Source organism: Bradyrhizobium sp. NBAIM14 (genome assembly GCF_020193895.1).
GTDB lineage: Bacteria > Pseudomonadota > Alphaproteobacteria > Rhizobiales > Xanthobacteraceae > Bradyrhizobium > Bradyrhizobium yuanmingense.
On the sequence record NZ_JADYVQ010000025.1, the window covers coordinates 20,488 to 38,030 of the forward strand.

The following is a 17,543-nucleotide window of genomic DNA, read 5'->3' on the forward strand; positions in this document are numbered from 1 at the left end:
CCGCGGCGCCCGTCACGGGCGCCGCGGGGGATTGGTTACTGCACGCGGGGCAGCACTTCGAACTGGTGGAAGGGCGGCGGCGAGGACAGCGTCCACTCCAGCGTGGTCGCGCCGGCACCCCAGGGATTGTCGCCTGCCGGCACCCTCTTCATGAAGGCGTCCAGCACGCAGTAGAGGAAGATCAGCACGCCGAAGCCGGAGATGTATGAGCCGACCGACGAGACCAGGTTCCAGCCCGCGAACGCATCGGGATAGTCGATGTAGCGGCGCGGCATGCCGGACAGGCCGAGGAAGTGCTGCGGGAAGAACACCAGGTTGACGCCGACGAAGGTGACCCAGAAGTGCAGCTTGGCAAGGCCCTCATTGTACATGTAGCCCGACATCTTCGGGAACCAGTAGTACCAGCCGGCGAAGATCGCGAATACCGCGCCGAGCGACAGCACGTAGTGGAAGTGGGCGACGACGTAGTACGTCTCCTGGAGCACGCGATCGACACCCGCGTTCGCCAGCACGACGCCGGTCACGCCGCCGACCGTGAACAGGAAGATGAAGCCCACCGCCCAGATCATCGGTGCGCGGAATTCGATCGAGCCGCCCCACATCGTGGCGATCCAGGAGAAGATCTTCACGCCGGTCGGAACCGCGATGACCATCGTGGCGGCGACGAAATAGGCCTGCGTCGCCGAGGACATGCCGACCGTGTACATGTGGTGCGCCCACACCACGAAGCCGATGCCGCCGATCGCGACCATGGCATAGGCCATGCCGAGATAGCCGAACACGGGCTTGCGCGAGAAGGTCGAGACGATCTGGCTGATCATGCCGAAGCCGGGCAGGATCAGGATGTAGACCTCGGGGTGACCGAAGAACCAGAACAGATGCTGGAACAGCACGGGGTCGCCGCCGCCGTCGGGCGAAAAGAACGTCGTGCCGAAATTGCGGTCGGTGAGCAGCATGGTGATCGCACCGGCGAGCACCGGCAGCGACAACAGCAGCAGGAACACCGTCACCAGGATCGACCACACGAACAGCGGCATCTTGTGCAGGGTCATGCCCGGCGCGCGCATGTTGAAGATGGTGGTGATGAAGTTGATCGCGCCCAGGATCGAGGAAGCACCGGCGAGGTGCAGCGACAGGATCGCGAAGTCGACCGCCGGGCCGGGATGGCCCGAGGTCGACAGCGGCGCGTAGATGGTCCAACCCGCCCCGACGCCGTTGGAGCCCGGCTCGCCCTCGACGAAGGTCGACATCAAGAGCAGCGCGAACGATGCCGGCAGCAGCCAGAACGAGATGTTGTTCATGCGCGGGAACGCCATGTCTGGCGCGCCGATCATCAGCGGCACGAACCAGTTGCCGAAGCCGCCGATCATCGCGGGCATGACCATGAAGAAGATCATGATCAGGCCGTGCGAGGTCACGAACACGTTGTAGGTGTGGGCCTCGTGGAAGACCTGCACGCCCGGATACATCAGCTCGGCCCGGATCGCGATCGACATCGCCGCACCGATGATGCCGGCGACGACCGCGAAGATCAGGTACATCGTGCCGATGTCCTTGTGATTGGTCGAATAGACGTAGCGCCGCCATCCGGTCGGATGGGCATGCTCGTCATGATGCGCGTGATCGCCGTGTGCCGCTGCGCTCGTTGCCATTTTCAAATCCTGCCTTGCGTCCCATTCGGACCTTTGGAGGTCCCACCCTTATCGCTTTCAGTCCCTCAGGCCGCCCCCGGCGCTTACTGCGTCGGGCCGGCCGCGGAGGCGTAGGTGCTGGTGCCGCCGCTCGCAAATTTCTTCTTCGCCGTCTCGACCCAGGAGGCGAACTCCTGGTCGCTCACCACGCGGATCGCAATCGGCATGAAGGCGTGATCCTTGCCGCACAGTTCCGAGCACTGACCGTAGTACATGCCGGTCTTGGTAGCCTTGAACCAGGTCTCGTTCAGACGGCCGGGAATGGCGTCGATCTTGACGCCGAAAGCCGGCAGCGCGAACGCATGGATGACGTCCGCACCCGTGGTCTGGACGCGAATCACCTTGTTGACCGGCACCACCATCTCGTTGTCGACGCCGAGCAGACGGGGCTGCTTGTCCTGCGCCATCAGCGAATCGAATTCGAACTTGCCGTTATCCGGATAGGCATAGGACCAGTACCACTGCTTGCCGGTCGCCTTCACGGTCAGGTCCGCTTTCGGAATGTCGAGCTCCAGGAACAGCAGCCGGAACGACGGCACCGAAATGCCGACCAGGATCAGCACCGGGACGAGCGTCCAAGCCACCTCGATCAGCGTGTTGTGGGTGGTCCGCGACGGCACCGGATTGGCCTTCGCGTTGAACTTGACGACCACGATCACGAGCAGCGCCAGGACGAACAGCGTGATCAGAGTGATCAGCACGAAGAGGAAGTTATGGAACCAGACGATGTTGTCCATCACCGGGGAACCGGACTGCTGAAGCGTCCACTCCCACGGCGCCGGCTGCCCGAGCTCGGCCAAGGCCGCACCACCCGTCGCCAGCGTGACTCCAGTCGCCACCAAGGCGATGGTGGCCAATCCCAGCAATTGCCGGCCCACCCGACCCATCGACATCCTCATGTCGTTCGCGCTCCCCTTCCGAGATCACCCCACGTGCATTCCCCTGCTTGCGGGAAACGCTTATTCGATCCGCCAGTCCGACAAACCGCCACGCAAGAATACCTCTAAGAGGAATTGGGGCCAGATCGCTAGAACGCGAAATCAAGCCTCTCAAACCATAATTCTTGATCTATCGCAATGCAGTCTTGAGCCCCGCCTGCCAGCCATCACCGGCAAGATATTTCCCAGCAAGATCAGACAAAAATACCGTTTCCCGGGACGCTGCGGCTTGACAGCGGAATTGCCCGCGGTAGGCACTGGAAGACTGCCACGCGGCAGCCTGATTCGTGCGGGCAATGGCGGTGTGGGCGGCGCGGAATTTGCTTGGGAATCGCCTTCAAGACGCCGTCATTCCGTATCAGTCCGCCAGATCAGTCCGCCAAGCGTGAGCAACCCAGGCGAGCAGAGGGACCGACCCGATGGGGCTTTCGAGATCGATGGCAAGGCCGGCGAACGGCCTCCCGGCGCTCGCCGGCCTCGTGGCTGCGATGGTCCTGCTGGCGCTGCCGGGGCTCGCCCATGCGCAGGGCGCGGTGCGCTCCGTCCATGGCGACTGGCAGATCCGCTGCGACACCCCGCCCGGCGCCCAGACCGAGCAATGCGCCCTGATCCAGAGCGTGGTGGCCGAAGACCGCTCCAATGCCGGCCTGACCGTGATCGTGCTCAAGACCGCCGACCAGAAGAGCCGGCTGATGCGCGTGGTCGCTCCGCTCGGGGTCCTCTTGCCCTCCGGCCTCGGGCTCAAGCTCGACAACCAGGACGTCGGCCGCGCCGGCTTCGTCCGCTGCCTGCCCAATGGCTGCGTCGCCGAGGTCGTGCTGGAAGACAAGCTGCTCGGCCAGCTCCGCAGCGCCAAGACCGCGACCTTCATCATCTTCGAGACGCCGGAAGAAGGCATCGGCTTCCCGCTCAGCCTGAACGGACTGGGTGAGGGCTATGACAAGCTGCCGTAGCAGCGGCTAACCTTGACAATCCTTTTGTTTCCGTAATGTGAGGCTTCGCGCTCTCGCGGAACCGATCCGAAACCATTATCTTGCCCCACATCCCCGGCTAATGGACGGACGCATGACCAATCCTGCCACGACCTCCCTGCTCGACCGTGCCAATCTCGACCGCGACCAGGTTCGCAGCGAGGTCGCGCGTGGGCTTTCCGGCGCCGACGACGGCGAGCTGTTCCTGGAATACAGCCAGACCGAAGCGCTGATGTTCGACAATGGGCGGCTGAAGCAGGCGACCTACGACACCTCGCAGGGTTTTGGCCTGCGCGCCGTCAAGGACGATGCGGTCGGCTACGCGCATTCCTCCGACGTCTCGCTGCCGGCGCTGATCCGCGCTGCCGATGCGGTTGCCGCCGTGCGCGGCGGCTACTCCGGCAGCTTCTCGGCGCCGCCGCCGCATACCAATGTCCGCCTCTATGGCGACGACAATCCCCTGGATGCCCCAGGCTTCGAGACAAAAGTAAAACTGCTCGCCGAGATCGACGCTTACCTGCGCGACAAGGATCCACGGGTGCGGCAGGTCAGCGTCAGTCTCGGCGCGACCTGGCAGGTCGTCGAGATCCTGCGGCCCGACGGTGAGAGCTATCGCGACATCCGTCCGCTGGTGCGCGTCAACATCTCCGTCGTCGCCGGCCAGGGCGACCGCCAGGAGAGCGGCAGCAAGGGCTATGGCGGCCGCGCCGGCTATGCCGAGTTCATCGAGAGCAGGAATTGGCGCGAGGCCGCCGACGGCGCGCTGCGCGAGGCGCTGGTCAATCTGGAGTCGATTCCGGCGCCCGCCGGCGAGATGGACGTCGTGCTCGGCGCCGGCTGGCCCGGCGTGATGCTGCATGAAGCGGTCGGCCACGGCCTCGAGGGCGACTTCAATCGCAAGAAGACATCTGCTTTTGCGGGCCTGATGGGCCAGCAGGTCGCGGCCAAGGGCGTCACCGTGGTCGACGACGGCACCATCGCCTCGCGCCGCGGCTCGCTGTCGATCGACGACGAGGGCACGCCGACCAATCGCACCGTGCTGATCGAGGACGGCATCCTGGTCGGCTACATGCAGGACCGCCAGAACGCACGGCTGATGAACATGAAGCCGACCGGCAACGGCCGTCGCCAGGGTTATGCCCATGTGCCGATGCCGCGCATGACCAACACCTACATGCTCGCCGGCGACCGCGATCCGGCCGAGATCATCGCCTCGGTTAAGAACGGCGTGTTCGCCGCGAATTTCGGCGGCGGACAGGTCGACATCACCTCGGGCAAATACGTGTTCCAGTGCACCGAGGCCTACAAAATCGAGAACGGCAAGATCGGGGCGCCCCTGAAAGGCGCCATGCTGATCGGCAACGGACCGACCGACCTGCATCGCATCCGCATGATCGGCAACGACCTCGCGCTCGACACCGGCATCGGCACCTGCGGCAAGAACGGCCAGGGCGTGCCTGTCGGCGTCGGCCAGCCGTCGCTGCTGATGGAACGCATCACCGTGGGTGGAACCGGCGCATGAGCGTTGAAGACAAGGTCACGGTCAGCCCCAAGCGCAAAAGCAGCGGCTGGGGCGGACAGATCGCTCAGCTCGCCGGCATCGTCGCCGCGGTCTTCATCGCCAAGGGCGCGCTCGCCGAGCCGTTCTACGTGCCGTCGGGCTCGATGGAGCCGACGCTCCTGATCGGTGATGCGCTGCTCGCCTCGAAATTCCCCTATGGCTACGGCACCTCGTCGCTGCCGATCCAGATCAGCCTGCCGGAAAGCGGCCGCGTGTTCGCGGAGACGCCGAAGCTCGGCGACGTCGTCGTCTTCCGCTGGCCCGGCGATCGTTCGCAGGCCTGGGTCAAGCGCGTCGTGGGCCTGCCCGGCGACCGCATCCAGATGCGGCAGGGCCAGCTCTTCATCAACGACCGTCCGGCCGAGCTGAAGCCGGACGGCGTCGGCGCCGCCGAGAACGACAGCGGCGGCAGCGAGCCCGCCTATCGCTATGTCGAGACGCTGCCGAACGGCGTCTCGCATCTGATCTTCAAGATGCGCGACAGCGGTCCGCTCGACAACACGCCCGAGGTGACGGTCCCGACCGGGCATCTGTTCGTGCTCGGCGACAACCGCGACAATTCCGCCGACAGCCGCGTGCCGCTGCGCTCCGGCGGCGTCGGCCTGTTGCCGATCGATAATCTGATTGGCCGTGCGGACGCCGTGGTCGGCTCCTGGGACCTCGGCATGCGCAGCCAGCCGGTGTGGACCTGGCTGTCCGGATTCAGGCTGTCGCGGTTCTTCACCGCCGTGCACTGACCGGCCGCAGGGTGAGCAAGGATGAATTCCTCGCGCTCGCCTTACGCAATCCGGTCAACGCTGCGATCGTCGACGAGCTGCACCGGCTTGCACTACCGGATGCGTGGCTGGTGTCGGGGTGCCTGGTGCAGACGGTGTGGAACGTGGTCACGGGGCGCCCGATCGACCACGGCATCGCCGATTACGACGTGTTCTATTTCGACGCCGACACATCGTGGGAGGCCGAGGACGCGGTGATCCGCACCCTCCATACGCGCCTCGCGCATCTCGGCGCCAAGATCGAGGTCCGCAACCAGGCCCGCGTGCACATGTGGTACCCGGCCAAGCACGGCCTGCCCTATCCGCCGCTGAGAAGCTCGAGGGAAGGCATCGACCGCTTCCTCACGCAGAACACGCAGGTCGGCGTCAGGCGCGCAAGCGATGGCCACGAGGTCTACGCACCGCGCGGGTTTGACGACATTGCGGCACTGATCGCGCGGCCAAATCCAGGACCGAATTTTTCCGCGGCGAACTACGAAGCGAAGGCTAAGCGCTGGAAAGCGCTGTGGCCGGAGATCACGGTGATCGCGGCGGAGTGAGGTGCCTCACGCGTCCCGTCTCTGCAGTGCGGCGCTGAAGAAGCGCCGCCATAGCGCGTCGAAGACGCGCGTAAACGCGCTGATGGCGTCCGGGGCACGAGTATGGATGCTACCGCACCACGCCCGACGTGAACCCGGCCTTCCTTCGCGGCGGCTTGATTTCCTTCTTCAGGAAGCAGCGCGCCTCGCGCCCGGTGTAGCCGGGGCGGGCATAGGTGAAGGCGCGGCATTTGTTGTCGGCGGTGCAGGCGGCCTTGCAGGCCTCGACGCTTTCGCCGTCCTTGAGCTCGAAATTGCGCAAGTCGCCGCCGGGACGGTCGATCGACGTCTCGACGCCTTCGACGCGCGGCTCGATCACGCCGGCGCCGCGCACCCCGGAGATACAGCAGCTACCCGGCACGCGGGCCGGCACGGTGTTCTTCAGCCAGCACACGGCCGAGCCGCCTTCGACATCGGGATAGTTGAAGCTCCAGGAGCGGCAACGGCGATCGCGCTCGCACAGCAGCGCGCAATCCTCGGGATCGCCGGAGGTGACGGGCGTACTGAAATAGTCGCCGCCGGGCCGGTCGAACGCCGTCTGGGCAAGCGCCGGCGCGCTCGCAAACGCAAGCGAAAGCAGCGTGACACATGCCGCGGCGCTGGCCATGATGGCCCCGGACAGGCGGCCCTTCCACATCGGAACAGCTTTCGAGTTATTGACGACGCTCAGGTTTTTCAGCCGGTCATTTGATCGCCGCAAACCTGTATGGGCGATGAACGACTGAATCCTCGGTGCCCGGCTTCAGAGGTCTAGAACGCGTATTCCGCGTAGGCCGGTTCCACCGAACCCTTCCAGGGTCCGTTGAATTTATCCAGCATCTCCTCGGCCGGCGTCCGGCCGGAATCGATGATGCGATCGAGCGGCTCGAGATGCCGGGTTTCGTCGCGGCCGAGCTGGTCGATCCGGCCGCGCCGGCGCAGGCCGGCATGGGCAAGAACGAGGCATTCCTTGGCGATCTCGAACAGATAGCGGTCCTTGATCCGCGCCTTGAAGCCCATGCGCGGCACGTCGTCGCGCAGGGCCTGGCGTTCATGCGCGCTCCAGTGCTTGACGATCTCCCAGGCGGCATCGAGCGAGGCATCGTCGTAGAGCAGCCCGACCCAGAACGCCGGCAGCGCCGGCAAGCGGCCCCACGGGCCGCCGTCCGAGCCGCGCATCTCGAGATAGCGCTTGAGCCGCACTTCCGGGAAGATCGTCGAGAGGTGGTTGGCCCAGTCCGACAAGGTCGGACGCTCGCCGGGAAGGTTGTTGTTGCGGCCGTCGAAGAAGGCGCGGAACGAGGAGCCCGAGACGTCAATGTATTCCTCGCCGCGCTTCACGAAATACATGGGCACGTCCAGCGCATAATCGACATAGCGCTCGAACCCCATGCCGTCCTCGAACGCCCACGGCATCATGCCCGCGCGCGCATTGTCGGTGTCGCGCCAGATCTCGGACCGGAACGAGAGGAAGCCGTTCGGCCTGCCCTCGGTGAACGGTGAATTAGCGAACAGTGCAGTTGCGACCGGCTGAAGCGCGAGCGAGACGCGCAGCTTCTTGACCATGTCGGCTTCGGAGGAGAAGTCGAGATTGGTCTGCACCGTGCAGGTCCGGTACATCATGTCGAGGCCGTATTGGCCGACCTTCGGCATGTAATTGGTCATGATCTTGTAGCGGCCCTTGGGCATCACCGGGATATCGGCGCGCGACCAGGACGGCGTCATGCCGAGGCCGAGGAAGCCGATGCCGAGCGGGGTTGCGATCTCGCGCACCTGCGCCAAGTGCGCCATCAGCTCGCTCTGGGTCTGGTGCACGTTCTCGACCGGCGCGCCGGACAGCTCGAACTGTCCGCCGGGCTCGAGCGAGATGGCGCCGCCGCCGGTGACGTCGTAGAGGCCGATGATGTTGCCCTGCTCCATGATCGGCTCCCAGCCGAGCAGGAGCTTCATGCCTTCGAGCAGCGCGCCGATGCCGCGCGCGCCCTCGTAAGGCACCGGACGATGGCCGTCGAGCGTGAACGGCGTTTTCTCGTGCTCGGTGCCCATGCGGAACTCGGACGGGTCCTTGCAGCCTGCCTCGAACCACGCGACGAGCTCGTCGCGTGATTGCAGCGGCGTCATGTCGATCTGGTCTCGCGCCATATCAAACTCTAATCAAAAGCGCTTCGACCGAACGCGCGCGGGTGACAGGGACGGCCCGCGAACCCACCGGTTGCACGGGCGAGCGGGATTGCCGCGCGATCATCGCGACGGCATGGTTTCGTTCGCGGCCGCGGGCGGCAGTTTCATCTCGCCGCACGAGCAGCCCAGGCGATCGAGCAGATTGCTGAGCTTGACGGCGTCGGCGTCCGACAGTTTGGAGCCGACATATTTCTCGATCGCGGCCGAATAGGCGCCCCACATCCGCTTCTGCAGCTCGCGGCCGGCTTCGGTGATCTCGACGAACTGGCCGCGCTTGTCGATCTTGCATTCGCGCCGCGAGGCGAGGCCCTCGTCGACCAGGCGGTCGATCAGGCGTGAGGTCGAATATTGCGGGATCAGCATCTGCCGCTCGAGCTCGACCGGCCGCAGCTCGCCCGAGGGCGCCCGCGACAGTTCGAGCAGCGCGTCATACCAGGCCAGCGGTGGGAAGCCGGCCTTCTTCAAGTCCTGCTCGACGCAATCGAGCACGCGGCTCTGCACCCGCATGAGGCGGATCCAGGCGGCGGTTGCCTCGGTCGATGGTTTGCGTTTCATGGTCCCGCTCAAGCTCGTCGCCCGTCTCTTACTCCATTCGATGCACCTGCATCAATCTTGACTATTTCAAGCAGGTGCATGTAGTCGTTCTTTCGGCCGAGCCAAGCGTCAGGGGAAGGAAATTCCTCGAAACCGGATGGTTTCCCCGGTGTGTGCCCGCCGTCCCCGCCTCGTGCTCCTGGAGGCCAGCCCGCTCTGTGGCCTGGTCGAGGTCGATAGCGGCGCAAAGAAGCCCGAAATGGTGAGGATTATCTGAAGTTGGGGCCTCCTTCGGGCCAAGTCCCTGCGCTGGGCCTCGACGGCAATCAGATCGTGACGGAAGGCCAAGTGATTGTCCAGATGATCGCCCGTCAGCTCTGGTCCGCCGTTCGCGAAGCGTGACGGGCGGGGTCGACGAAGAGCCGGACCGATGATTCGGCTCTTTGCTTGCGTCATTCGCTAATCCGATGATTCGCGATGCGCTGACGGGGATTTTACGAGCATTGTCCGGGTTAACAATAACTCCGCCTTTTGCGCTCCGCGGACGTCGCCATCCTTGTGAGAGCAATCCTCCTGTGCCTCAACTTCAGCGCGGGACAGGACGCTAACCGTCGGACCGGAAAGCTATTGTGACGACTGTAATCCTCCTCCTGCTCGCGAGCGCAATCACCGGCTTGGCGACGGGTCTATTCTTCCGAGTCTGGACTCTATTGCTGGTCTCGCCGGCGACTGCGATCCTTGCCGCGACGGTGCTTCAGACCTCGGGCTTTGGATTCTGGACGGGCGTTCCAATCGTCGTCGGCTGCCTGATTGCCGGCCAGGTCACCTATTTGGCGGCGACGTTCTACGTGCACAGAGGTGAGCTTTCAGTGCAGGACGAGATCGACGGCGAACCAGGCAAGCACGGCCAGCGCAACATCAAAGACGAGGACGAGTAAGACCAGGCCAAACCACGAAGGAATTTTTCTGCGCCACTGGAGGAGCCTGCGGCGGCGCCACGGCCGATCCAGCAGCAACAAGGGGGCGTATCTTACCGCAACGCCGGCTGCGCTGTCTTGAGACACCGTGGGGATCATTGCGGGACACCTTCAATGCCGATGGGCCATCCGGTGGATCATCAGCAAGAGCGGTGCCAGGGCGAAGCGAGCGTGGCCGGGGTGGAGGGATTGGGTGCTGGGGTGAGACGAAAGCGCATCAATCGATGTGACAAGGCTCAAGGCAGAGCGCCCAAGCGATGATCCAGCCCTTCCTTTTGTGAACCATCTGATCCGCGGCGACGTCGAAGGAGCATCTCCAGGAGACAATTGCCTCCATGAACATGATCGTCCTCATGACCGCCGCCGGCGCGCCGCTCGCGATGCTCGGGCTCTCGACGCCGGTCGCGTCGCAGCGCAATTGCATCTTCATGATCCATCCGCAGATCACCTCGGCTGTGTTCGAGAGCAAGGAAGGCAAGATCGTCTTTCCGGACCGGCCGACCGAATATCCCTGCCGCTACGCCAGGACGAAGAGCGGCGCGGACGTCGCCTTCACCAACCAGAATGGCTGGCGTTTCGAGGTGCGCATCGGCCGCGGCGACGAAGGCAGCTGGAAGGCCAGCCTCGCCGACGATGCGGTCGGGGGCCGCGCCTTCTCGCCGTTCGGCGACAGAAAATGAAAAAGGCCGGATCGATGATCCGGCCTTTATTTGCGTAGCCCGGATGAAGCGAAGCGCAATCCGGGGTTCTCGCGTTGAAGGACTGCTCCCGGATTTCGCTTGCGCTCCATCCGGGCTACAAGCCTCTCGTCAGGCCGCCGCCTTCTTCGGCGCGAAGCGGCCGTAGAAGGTCTCGCCCTTCGCGGCCATCTCTTCCAAGAGCTTCGGCGGGGTGAAGCGCGAGCCGTACTTGGCCTCCAGCTTGTGGCAGAGCTCGACGAACTTCTTCGTGCCCATGAAGTCGATGTAGGACAGGGTGCCGCCGGTGAACGGCGCGAAGCCGAAGCCGAGGATCGAGCCGACGTCCGCTTCGCGCGGATCAGTGATGACGTGATCTTCGACCGTGCGCGCCGCTTCCACCGCCTGCACCACCAGGAAGCGCTGCTTCAGCTCCTCGATATCGAGCGTATCGGGATCGAGCTGCTTCGGCTGCAAGGCCGAGAGGCCCGGCCACAGGCTCTTCTGGCCCTTGCCCTTCTCGGGATAATCGTAGAAGCCCTTGCTGTTCTTGCGGCCGAGCCGGCCCTGCTTCTCGACCATCTCCACCATCAGCTTCTTCTGCTCGGGATTGATCGCGTTGGGGCCGAGATCGGCTTCGGTCGCCTTCATGATCTTGAGACCGAGATCGAGCGCGACCTCGTCCGAGAGCGAGAGCGGGCCGACCGGCATGCCGGCCATCTTGGCGCAGTTCTCGATCATCGCGGGCGGCACGCCCTCCAGGAACATCTCGTTGCCTTCGGCGACGTAGCGGCCGACGCAGCGATTGGCGAAGAAGCCTCTGGAGTCGTTGACCACGATCGGCGTCTTGCCGATCTGGCGGACGTAGTCGAGCGCGGTCGCGAGCGCGACGTCGCCGGTGTTCTTGCCGAGGATGATCTCGACCAGCATCATCTTCTCGACCGGCGAGAAGAAGTGAATGCCGATGAACTTCCCCTGATCCTTAAAACTCTCGGCCAGCGAGGTGATCGGCAGCGTCGAAGTGTTGGAGGCGAAGATCACATCAGGCTTCAGATATTGCTGCGCCTTGGCAAAAGTCTCCGCCTTGACCTTGCGGTCCTCGAACACGGCCTCGATGACGAGGTCGACGTCCTTCAGCGCGGCGTAGTCCGCGGTCGGCGTGATGCGCGCGAGCAGCGCTTCGGCGTCCGCAGGCTTGGCGCGGCCCTTCTTGATCTGCTCCTCGATCACCTTCTGGGCATGCGCCTTGCCCTTGTCGGCGCTCTCCTGGTCGCGGTCGATCAGGACGACGTCGAGGCCGGCGCGGGCCGAGACATAGCCGACGCTCGCGCCCATGAAGCCGGCGCCGATCACGGCGATCTTCTTCACCTTGGTGGCGGGCACATCCTTGGGACGACGCGCGCCCTTGTTGAGCTCCTGCATCGACAGGAACAGGCTGCGGATCATCGCAGCCGCTTCCTTGGAGCGCAGCACCGAGGTGAAGTAGCGCGACTCCACGCGCAGCGCCGCATCGATCGGCAGCTGCAGGCCTTCATAGACGCAGCTCATGATCGCCCGCGCGGCCGGGTAATTGTCGTAGGTTTCGCGGCGATAGATCGCGTTGCCGGCCGGGAACATCATCATGCCGGCCTTGGAGAACACCGGACCGCCGGGCAGCTTGAAGCCCTTCTCGTCCCACGGCGCGACGGCCTTGCCGCCGCCCTTGATCCAGTCCTTCGCCGCCTTGATGAGGTCGGCGGCGGGAACGATGGCGTGGATCAGGTTCAGCGCCTTGGCCTTGTCGACCGTGACGGGGTCGCCCTTGAGCAGGATGGTCATGGCGTCCTGCGGCGGCACCAGGCGCGGCACGCGCTGCGTGCCGCCGGCGCCGGGGAATAGGCCGACCTTGACCTCGGGCAGGCCGAGGCGCGTCTTGGGATTCTCCGCCGCGACGCGATAATGGCAGCACAGCGTGATCTCGAAGCCGCCGCCGAGCGCGAGCCCGTTGATCGCCGCCGCCCACGGCTTGCCTGAGGTTTCGATTCCGCGCAGCACCTGCGAGAAGCGCCGGCTCTGGTCGAACAGCATCTGGTTCGCCGCGGTCTCGCCCTGCTCCTTGAAAACCTTCGCATAGGCCTGGTTCATGCCTTCGAGCATGGACAGGTCGGCGCCGGCGCAGAACGCTTCCTTGGCCGAGGTGATGACGACGCCCTTCACCGCGGCATCCGCCGTGGTCGCCTTGACGATCGCCTCGAGCTCGTTGGTCGAGGTCTCGTCGAGCACGTTCATGGAGCGGCCTGGGATGTCCCAGGTGACGAGCGCAATACCGTCGGAATCGGTCTCAACCTTGAAGTTCTTGTACGACATGTTGGTTGCTCCTCAACCCTTAGACGCGCTCGATGATGGTCGCGGTGCCCATGCCGCCGCCAATGCACAGCGTGACCAGGGCGGTGGACTTGTTGGTGCGCTCGAGCTCGTCGAGCACGGTGCCGAGGATCATTGCGCCGGTGGCCCCCAGCGGGTGACCGAGCGCGATCGCGCCGCCATTTACGTTGATCTTGGCATTGTCGATGTCGAAGGCCTGGATGTAGCGCAGCACGACCGAGGCGAAAGCCTCGTTCAGCTCGAACAGGTCGATGTCCGACTTCTTCATGCCGGAGCGCGCGAACAGCTTCTCGGTGACGTCGACCGGACCGGTCAGCATCATCGCCGGCTCCGAGCCGATGTTGGCGAATGCGCGGATCTTGGCGCGCGGCTTCAGGCCGTACTTGCTGCCAGCTTCCTTGCTGCCGAGCAGCACGGCGCCGGCGCCGTCGACGATGCCCGAGGAATTGCCGGCATGGTGCACGTAATTGACGCGCTCGATCTCCGGGTGCGACTGGATCGCGACGCCGTCGAAGCCGCCCATCTGCGCCATCATCGTGAACGACGGCTGCAGCTGCGCCAGCGACTGCATCGTCGTCGAGGGGCGCATGTGCTCGTCCTTGGCGAGAATGGTGAGGCCGTTGATGTCCTTCACCGGCACCACGGATTTGTTGAAGCGGCCTTCGTCCCAGGCCTTGCCGGCGCGCTGCTGGCTCTGCACGGCGTAGGCGTCGACGTCGTCGCGCGAGAAGCCATATTTGGTGGCGATCAGATCGGCCGACACGCCCTGCGGCATGAAATAGGCCGGCACCGCCATCGAGGGATCCATCGGCCAGGCCCCGCCGGAGGCGCCGATGCCGACGCGGCTCATCGACTCGGCGCCGCCGCCGATCACGAGCTCATGCTGGCCGCTCATGATCTGCGCTGCGGCGAAGTTCACGGCATCGAGGCCGGAGGCGCAGAAGCGGCTGATCTGCACGCCGGGCACGGCCTCGCCGAGGCCGGCCTTCAGCGCCGCGAAGCGCGCGATGTCGGAGCCGGCTTCGCCAACCGGATCGACCACGCCGAGCACGACGTCATCGACCGAATCCTCAGGCAAATTATTGCGGTCCTTCAGCGCCTTCAGCGGCACGGTCGCGAGCGCGAGGGCGGTGACTTCGTGCAGCGCGCCGTCCGGCTTGCCGCGGCCGCGCGGGGTACGAACGTGGTCGTAGATGAATGCCTCAGGCATGACGCCCTCCTGATGTGATGTTGTACGATTGGGAGCAGGCAGCGGAAGCAGGCTCAGAACGCTTCCGCCGGCAGTTCCATGATGGTGGCGCAACCGGCCTGGATGCGCGCGAGATTGGCGGCGGTCTCCGGCAGCATCCGCTCCATGAAGAAGCGGCCGGTGACGAGTTTTGTGGAGAGATAGGGCGTCGCCCCGCTCTCGGCAATCTTGGCATTCGTCACCTTGGCCATCCGCGCCCACATGTAGCCGAGCGCGACGAAGCCGAAGAGATGCAGGTAATCGGTTGCGGCGGCACCGGCATTGTCGGGCTTTGCCATCGCGTTCTGCATCAGCCAAGTCGTCGCCTGCTGCAGATGGCCGAGCGAGGTTGAGAGCGGCGTGATGAAGGGCTTCAGCGCCTCGTCGCCGCCGTTCTCCTTGGCGAACGCCATGACCTCGCCGAAGAAGGCCATGATGGCGCGGCCGCCGTCGCGCGGCAGCTTGCGGCCGACGAGGTCGAGCGCCTGGATGCCGTTGGCGCCTTCATAGATCATGGCGATGCGCGCATCGCGCACGAACTGCTCCATGCCCTGCTCGGCGATGTAGCCGTGGCCGCCATACATCTGCTGCGCCTGCACCGCGTTGGCGAAACCATAGTCAGTGAGGAAGCCCTTCAACACCGGCGTCATCAGACCCATGTGGTCGTCGGCGGCCTGGCGGTCCTTGGGGTCTTCGGAGCGGTGGGCGACATCGCTCTTCAGCGCGGTCCACATCACGAAGGCTCGCGCGGCCTCGTTGAACGCGCGGATCGAGAGCAGCGTGCGGCGCACGTCGGGATGCACGATGATCGGGTCGGCCTGCTTGTCCGGCGCCTTGGCGCCGGTGAGCGCGCGGCCCTGGATGCGCTCGCGGGCATAGGCGACCGCGTTCTGATAGGCGACCTCGGACTGCGCGAGGCCCTGCACGGCGACGCCGAGCCGGGCCTCGTTCATCATCACGAACATGCCCTGCATGCCCTTGTTCTCTTCGCCGATCAGCCAGCCGGTGGCGTTGTCGTAGTTCATCACGCAGGTCGAATTGCCATGGATGCCCATCTTGTGCTCGATCGAGCCGCAGACGACGCCGTTGCGCGCGCCGACCGAACCGTCGGCGTTGACGAGGAACTTCGGCACCACGAACAGCGACACGCCCTTGATGCCGGCTGGCGCGCCCTCGATGCGGGCGAGCACGAGGTGGATGATGTTGGAGGCCAAGTCGTGCTCACCGGCCGAGATGAAGATCTTGGTGCCCGTGATCTTGAAGCTGCCGTCCGCCTGCCGCACTGCCTTGGTGCGGAGCATGCCGAGATCGGTGCCGCAATGCGGCTCGGTGAGGTTCATGGTGCCGGTCCATTCGCCGGCCACCATCTTCGGCACGTAGGTCTTCTTCTGCTCGGGCGTGCCGTGCACCAAGAGCGCCGCGGTCGCGCCCATGGTGAGGCCGCCATACATCGAGAACGCCATGTTGGCGGAGATCTGGAATTCATTGACCGCCTGGCTCAGCGTCACCGGCAGGCCCTGGCCGCCATATTCGGTCGGCGCCGACAGGCCGAGCCAGCCGCCCTCGGCGACCTGCTTGAACGCCTCCTTGAACCCCTTCGGCGTGGCGACGCTGCCATCATCCGCGCGCTTGCAGCCTTCGAGATCGCCGACGCGGTTGAGCGGCTGCAGCACCTCTTCGGCGAGCTTGGCGGCTTCGCCGAGGATGGCCTCGCGCACGTCGCTGGACGCATCGGAGAAGCCGGCGAGATTGTCGTAGCGATCGATCTGGAAGACGTCGTTGAGCAGGAAGTTCACGTCTTCGACGGGGGCTTTATAGATCGGCATGGTGGTCTCCCGGCATGGGGCTTGAGGAGGATGTTGGGCTTATGATTGGGCGGCGGCAAGCTGCTCCGCCATCAGGCGGTGCAGCATGTTGATCGCCTTGAGCGGACGCACCATCACCTTGAAGTGGGTGATGCGCCCCTCGCTATCGAAGCTGATGATGTCGACGCCGTTGATCTCGATGCCGTCGATGACATTCTTGAATTCGAGCACCGCGCCGTTGTCGCTGCGCCACTCGCCGACATAGGTGAAGCCGGGGCCGCCGAGCACCTTCTCGGCGCTGGAGAGGTATTTGAAGGTGATGTCGCGGCCGCGTTGCGGCGTATGCACGACGGGGCTTTCGAACACGGCGTCGGGATGCAGGAGGTCCCAGAGCGCGGCGCGGTCGTGAGACTTCATGTAGGCGTACCAGGAATCGAGGCCGGTCATTGTCGGGTGCCTCCCTCAAGGCCAGGGCAAAAAGTGCGAAAACAACCCCATGCACAGTAGCGAGGAGATTGATTTCACTTGATTATTCAGTCGGGCCTGTGGCCCGCCTGCACGCTGCCTCATATGCACATTGACGCATATGCGCCGATGCGCATAAAGTCAAGCAGCTTGGTCAAACCTAAAGAAGGGGGCCAGTCATGGCACTGGGCGACGCAATCCTCGCATGCCTGACGGAACGCCCGATGACGGGCTACGAACTCGCCAAGACGTTCGATTCCTCGATCGGCTTCTTCTGGAAGGCCGACCATCAGCAGATCTACCGCGAGCTCTCCAAGCTGCGGGACCGCGGCTACATCCAGGGCCGCGAGGTGGTGCAGTCGGGCAAGCCCAATAAACTGATCTATACGCTGACTCCCGAGGGCCGAACAGCACTGCGGCACTGGGCCGCGCGGCCAAGCACGCCGCCCTCGATCAAGGACGACCTCCTGGTGCGGCTGCATGCGCTCGACAGCATCGACATCGAGCCCATGCGCACCGACCTGATGGCCCGCCTGGAGCACCACCGCGACCGCCACGCCAATTACGAGCGCATCCTGAAGAAGCGCTTTCCCGACGGCACGGCGGAGGGACGGCTCGATCTCGGCAATCTGCTGCTGCTCCAGCTCGGCGCCCGCCACGAGCAGATGGTGGCCGATTTCTGCGAGGAGGCGCTGGAAGCGCTGTCGGCGATGAGCGGCAAGGCGACGGTGGTGCCGATCGAGGATGGCAAGCGCGAGAAGGGCTGAGGGCGCCGACGTTACGCGAGCCCTTTCCGCCTCCCCGCTGTCATCGCCCGC

At 64.8% G+C, this 17,543-nt stretch carries 16 protein-coding genes and 1 pseudogene; 8 read left to right on the forward strand and 9 right to left on the reverse strand.

Annotated elements, in window-relative coordinates; genetic code table 11:
* Positions 1-35: 35 nt before the first annotated feature.
* The gene (gene ctaD, locus I6F28_RS33610; RefSeq protein WP_036020563.1) at positions 36-1,652 is read right to left on the reverse strand and encodes a cytochrome c oxidase subunit I; all 1,617 of its coding nucleotides are present in this window, start codon (positions 1,650-1,652) and stop codon (positions 36-38) included.
* Positions 1,653-1,735: 83 nt separating this feature from the next.
* Complete coding sequence (gene coxB, locus I6F28_RS33615) at positions 1,736-2,590, reverse strand: cytochrome c oxidase subunit II (protein WP_035996579.1); 855 nt, start codon at positions 2,588-2,590, stop codon at positions 1,736-1,738.
* 458 nt (positions 2,591-3,048) lie between these two features.
* On the opposite strand from coxB, the gene I6F28_RS33620 reads away from it, so the two are divergent.
* From I6F28_RS33620 to I6F28_RS33635, 4 genes are all read left to right on the forward strand, one after another.
* Positions 3,049-3,582: an invasion associated locus B family protein gene (locus I6F28_RS33620; RefSeq protein WP_035996576.1), complete on the forward strand. Its 534-nt coding sequence runs from the start codon at positions 3,049-3,051 to the stop codon at positions 3,580-3,582.
* 112 nt (positions 3,583-3,694) lie between these two features.
* Positions 3,695-5,122, forward strand: coding sequence for a metalloprotease TldD (gene tldD, locus I6F28_RS33625; protein WP_109145594.1), 1,428 nt, complete (start codon positions 3,695-3,697; stop codon positions 5,120-5,122).
* The gene (gene lepB / locus I6F28_RS33630) at positions 5,119-5,898 is read left to right on the forward strand and encodes a signal peptidase I (protein WP_225128513.1); all 780 of its coding nucleotides are present in this window, start codon (positions 5,119-5,121) and stop codon (positions 5,896-5,898) included. The genes tldD and lepB overlap by 4 nt, the downstream gene beginning before the upstream one ends.
* Before the next feature lie 11 nt (positions 5,899-5,909).
* Positions 5,910-6,476, forward strand: a complete 567-nt coding sequence (locus I6F28_RS33635; RefSeq protein ID WP_225143178.1) for a nucleotidyltransferase family protein — start codon at positions 5,910-5,912, stop codon at positions 6,474-6,476.
* A 109-nt stretch (positions 6,477-6,585) separates the two neighbouring features.
* On the opposite strand, the gene I6F28_RS33640 is transcribed toward I6F28_RS33635, so the two are convergent.
* The 3 genes from I6F28_RS33640 to I6F28_RS33650 form a co-directional block, all read right to left on the reverse strand.
* Positions 6,586-7,152, reverse strand: a complete 567-nt coding sequence (locus tag I6F28_RS33640; RefSeq protein WP_035996547.1) for a PAN domain-containing protein — start codon at positions 7,150-7,152, stop codon at positions 6,586-6,588.
* Positions 7,153-7,265: 113 nt separating this feature from the next.
* Positions 7,266-8,636, reverse strand: a complete 1,371-nt coding sequence (locus I6F28_RS33645) for a glutamate--cysteine ligase (protein WP_036020556.1) — start codon at positions 8,634-8,636, stop codon at positions 7,266-7,268.
* 99 nt (positions 8,637-8,735) lie between these two features.
* The gene (locus I6F28_RS33650) at positions 8,736-9,230 is read right to left on the reverse strand and encodes a MarR family winged helix-turn-helix transcriptional regulator (RefSeq protein WP_035996519.1); all 495 of its coding nucleotides are present in this window, start codon (positions 9,228-9,230) and stop codon (positions 8,736-8,738) included.
* A gap of 136 nt (positions 9,231-9,366) precedes the next feature.
* On the opposite strand from I6F28_RS33650, the pseudogene I6F28_RS37930 reads away from it, so the two are divergent.
* From I6F28_RS37930 to I6F28_RS33660, 3 genes and pseudogenes are all read left to right on the forward strand, one after another.
* A pseudogene (locus tag I6F28_RS37930) lies at positions 9,367-9,584 on the forward strand (thioredoxin domain-containing protein); the annotation flags it as partial.
* A gap of 254 nt (positions 9,585-9,838) precedes the next feature.
* A complete protein-coding gene (locus tag I6F28_RS33655; RefSeq protein ID WP_225143180.1) occupies positions 9,839-10,147 on the forward strand; it encodes a hypothetical protein in 309 nt (102 codons plus the stop codon).
* Between the two features lie 374 nt (positions 10,148-10,521).
* Positions 10,522-10,866 carry a hypothetical protein gene (locus I6F28_RS33660; protein ID WP_225143182.1) on the forward strand — a complete coding sequence of 115 codons (345 nt, stop codon included), beginning with the start codon at positions 10,522-10,524 and terminating at the stop codon, positions 10,864-10,866.
* 129 nt (positions 10,867-10,995) lie between these two features.
* Here the strand turns inward: I6F28_RS33660 and I6F28_RS33665 are convergent, their stop codons facing one another.
* The 4 genes from I6F28_RS33665 to I6F28_RS33680 are packed head-to-tail and all read right to left on the reverse strand — an operon-like array spanning position 10,996 to position 16,707.
* A complete protein-coding gene (locus I6F28_RS33665) occupies positions 10,996-13,209 on the reverse strand; it encodes an FAD-dependent oxidoreductase (RefSeq protein WP_225140707.1) in 2,214 nt (737 codons plus the stop codon).
* A gap of 19 nt (positions 13,210-13,228) precedes the next feature.
* On the reverse strand, positions 13,229-14,437 hold the full coding sequence (locus I6F28_RS33670; protein ID WP_157285676.1) for an acetyl-CoA C-acetyltransferase: 1,209 nt from the start codon (positions 14,435-14,437) through the stop codon (positions 13,229-13,231).
* A 53-nt stretch (positions 14,438-14,490) separates the two neighbouring features.
* Entirely contained in the window at positions 14,491-16,281 is a 1,791-nt protein-coding gene (locus tag I6F28_RS33675) for an acyl-CoA dehydrogenase C-terminal domain-containing protein (protein WP_225143184.1), read from the reverse strand.
* Positions 16,282-16,320: 39 nt separating this feature from the next.
* Complete coding sequence (locus tag I6F28_RS33680) at positions 16,321-16,707, reverse strand: nuclear transport factor 2 family protein (protein ID WP_035996505.1); 387 nt, start codon at positions 16,705-16,707, stop codon at positions 16,321-16,323.
* Between the two features lie 197 nt (positions 16,708-16,904).
* Between I6F28_RS33680 and I6F28_RS33685 the strand changes: the two genes are divergently transcribed.
* On the forward strand, positions 16,905-17,492 hold the full coding sequence (locus I6F28_RS33685; RefSeq protein ID WP_036020538.1) for a PadR family transcriptional regulator: 588 nt from the start codon (positions 16,905-16,907) through the stop codon (positions 17,490-17,492).
* Positions 17,493-17,543: the final 51 nt, after the last annotated feature.

Coding starts and splice junctions, on each gene's coding strand:
- ctaD (WP_036020563.1), bottom strand. CDS start 1,652: ATGGCAACGAGCGCAGCGGCACACGGCGATCACGCGCATCATGACGAG.
- coxB (WP_035996579.1), bottom strand. CDS start 2,590: ATGAGGATGTCGATGGGTCGGGTGGGCCGGCAATTGCTGGGATTGGCC.
- I6F28_RS33620 (WP_035996576.1), top strand. CDS start 3,049: ATGGGGCTTTCGAGATCGATGGCAAGGCCGGCGAACGGCCTCCCGGCG.
- tldD (WP_109145594.1), top strand. CDS start 3,695: ATGACCAATCCTGCCACGACCTCCCTGCTCGACCGTGCCAATCTCGAC.
- lepB (WP_225128513.1), top strand. CDS start 5,119: ATGAGCGTTGAAGACAAGGTCACGGTCAGCCCCAAGCGCAAAAGCAGC.
- I6F28_RS33640 (WP_035996547.1), bottom strand. CDS start 7,152: ATGTGGAAGGGCCGCCTGTCCGGGGCCATCATGGCCAGCGCCGCGGCA.
- I6F28_RS33645 (WP_036020556.1), bottom strand. CDS start 8,636: ATGGCGCGAGACCAGATCGACATGACGCCGCTGCAATCACGCGACGAG.
- I6F28_RS33650 (WP_035996519.1), bottom strand. CDS start 9,230: ATGAAACGCAAACCATCGACCGAGGCAACCGCCGCCTGGATCCGCCTC.
- I6F28_RS33660 (WP_225143182.1), top strand. CDS start 10,522: ATGAACATGATCGTCCTCATGACCGCCGCCGGCGCGCCGCTCGCGATG.
- I6F28_RS33665 (WP_225140707.1), bottom strand. CDS start 13,209: ATGTCGTACAAGAACTTCAAGGTTGAGACCGATTCCGACGGTATTGCG.
- I6F28_RS33670 (WP_157285676.1), bottom strand. CDS start 14,437: ATGCCTGAGGCATTCATCTACGACCACGTTCGTACCCCGCGCGGCCGC.
- I6F28_RS33675 (WP_225143184.1), bottom strand. CDS start 16,281: ATGCCGATCTATAAAGCCCCCGTCGAAGACGTGAACTTCCTGCTCAAC.
- I6F28_RS33680 (WP_035996505.1), bottom strand. CDS start 16,707: ATGACCGGCCTCGATTCCTGGTACGCCTACATGAAGTCTCACGACCGC.
- I6F28_RS33685 (WP_036020538.1), top strand. CDS start 16,905: ATGGCACTGGGCGACGCAATCCTCGCATGCCTGACGGAACGCCCGATG.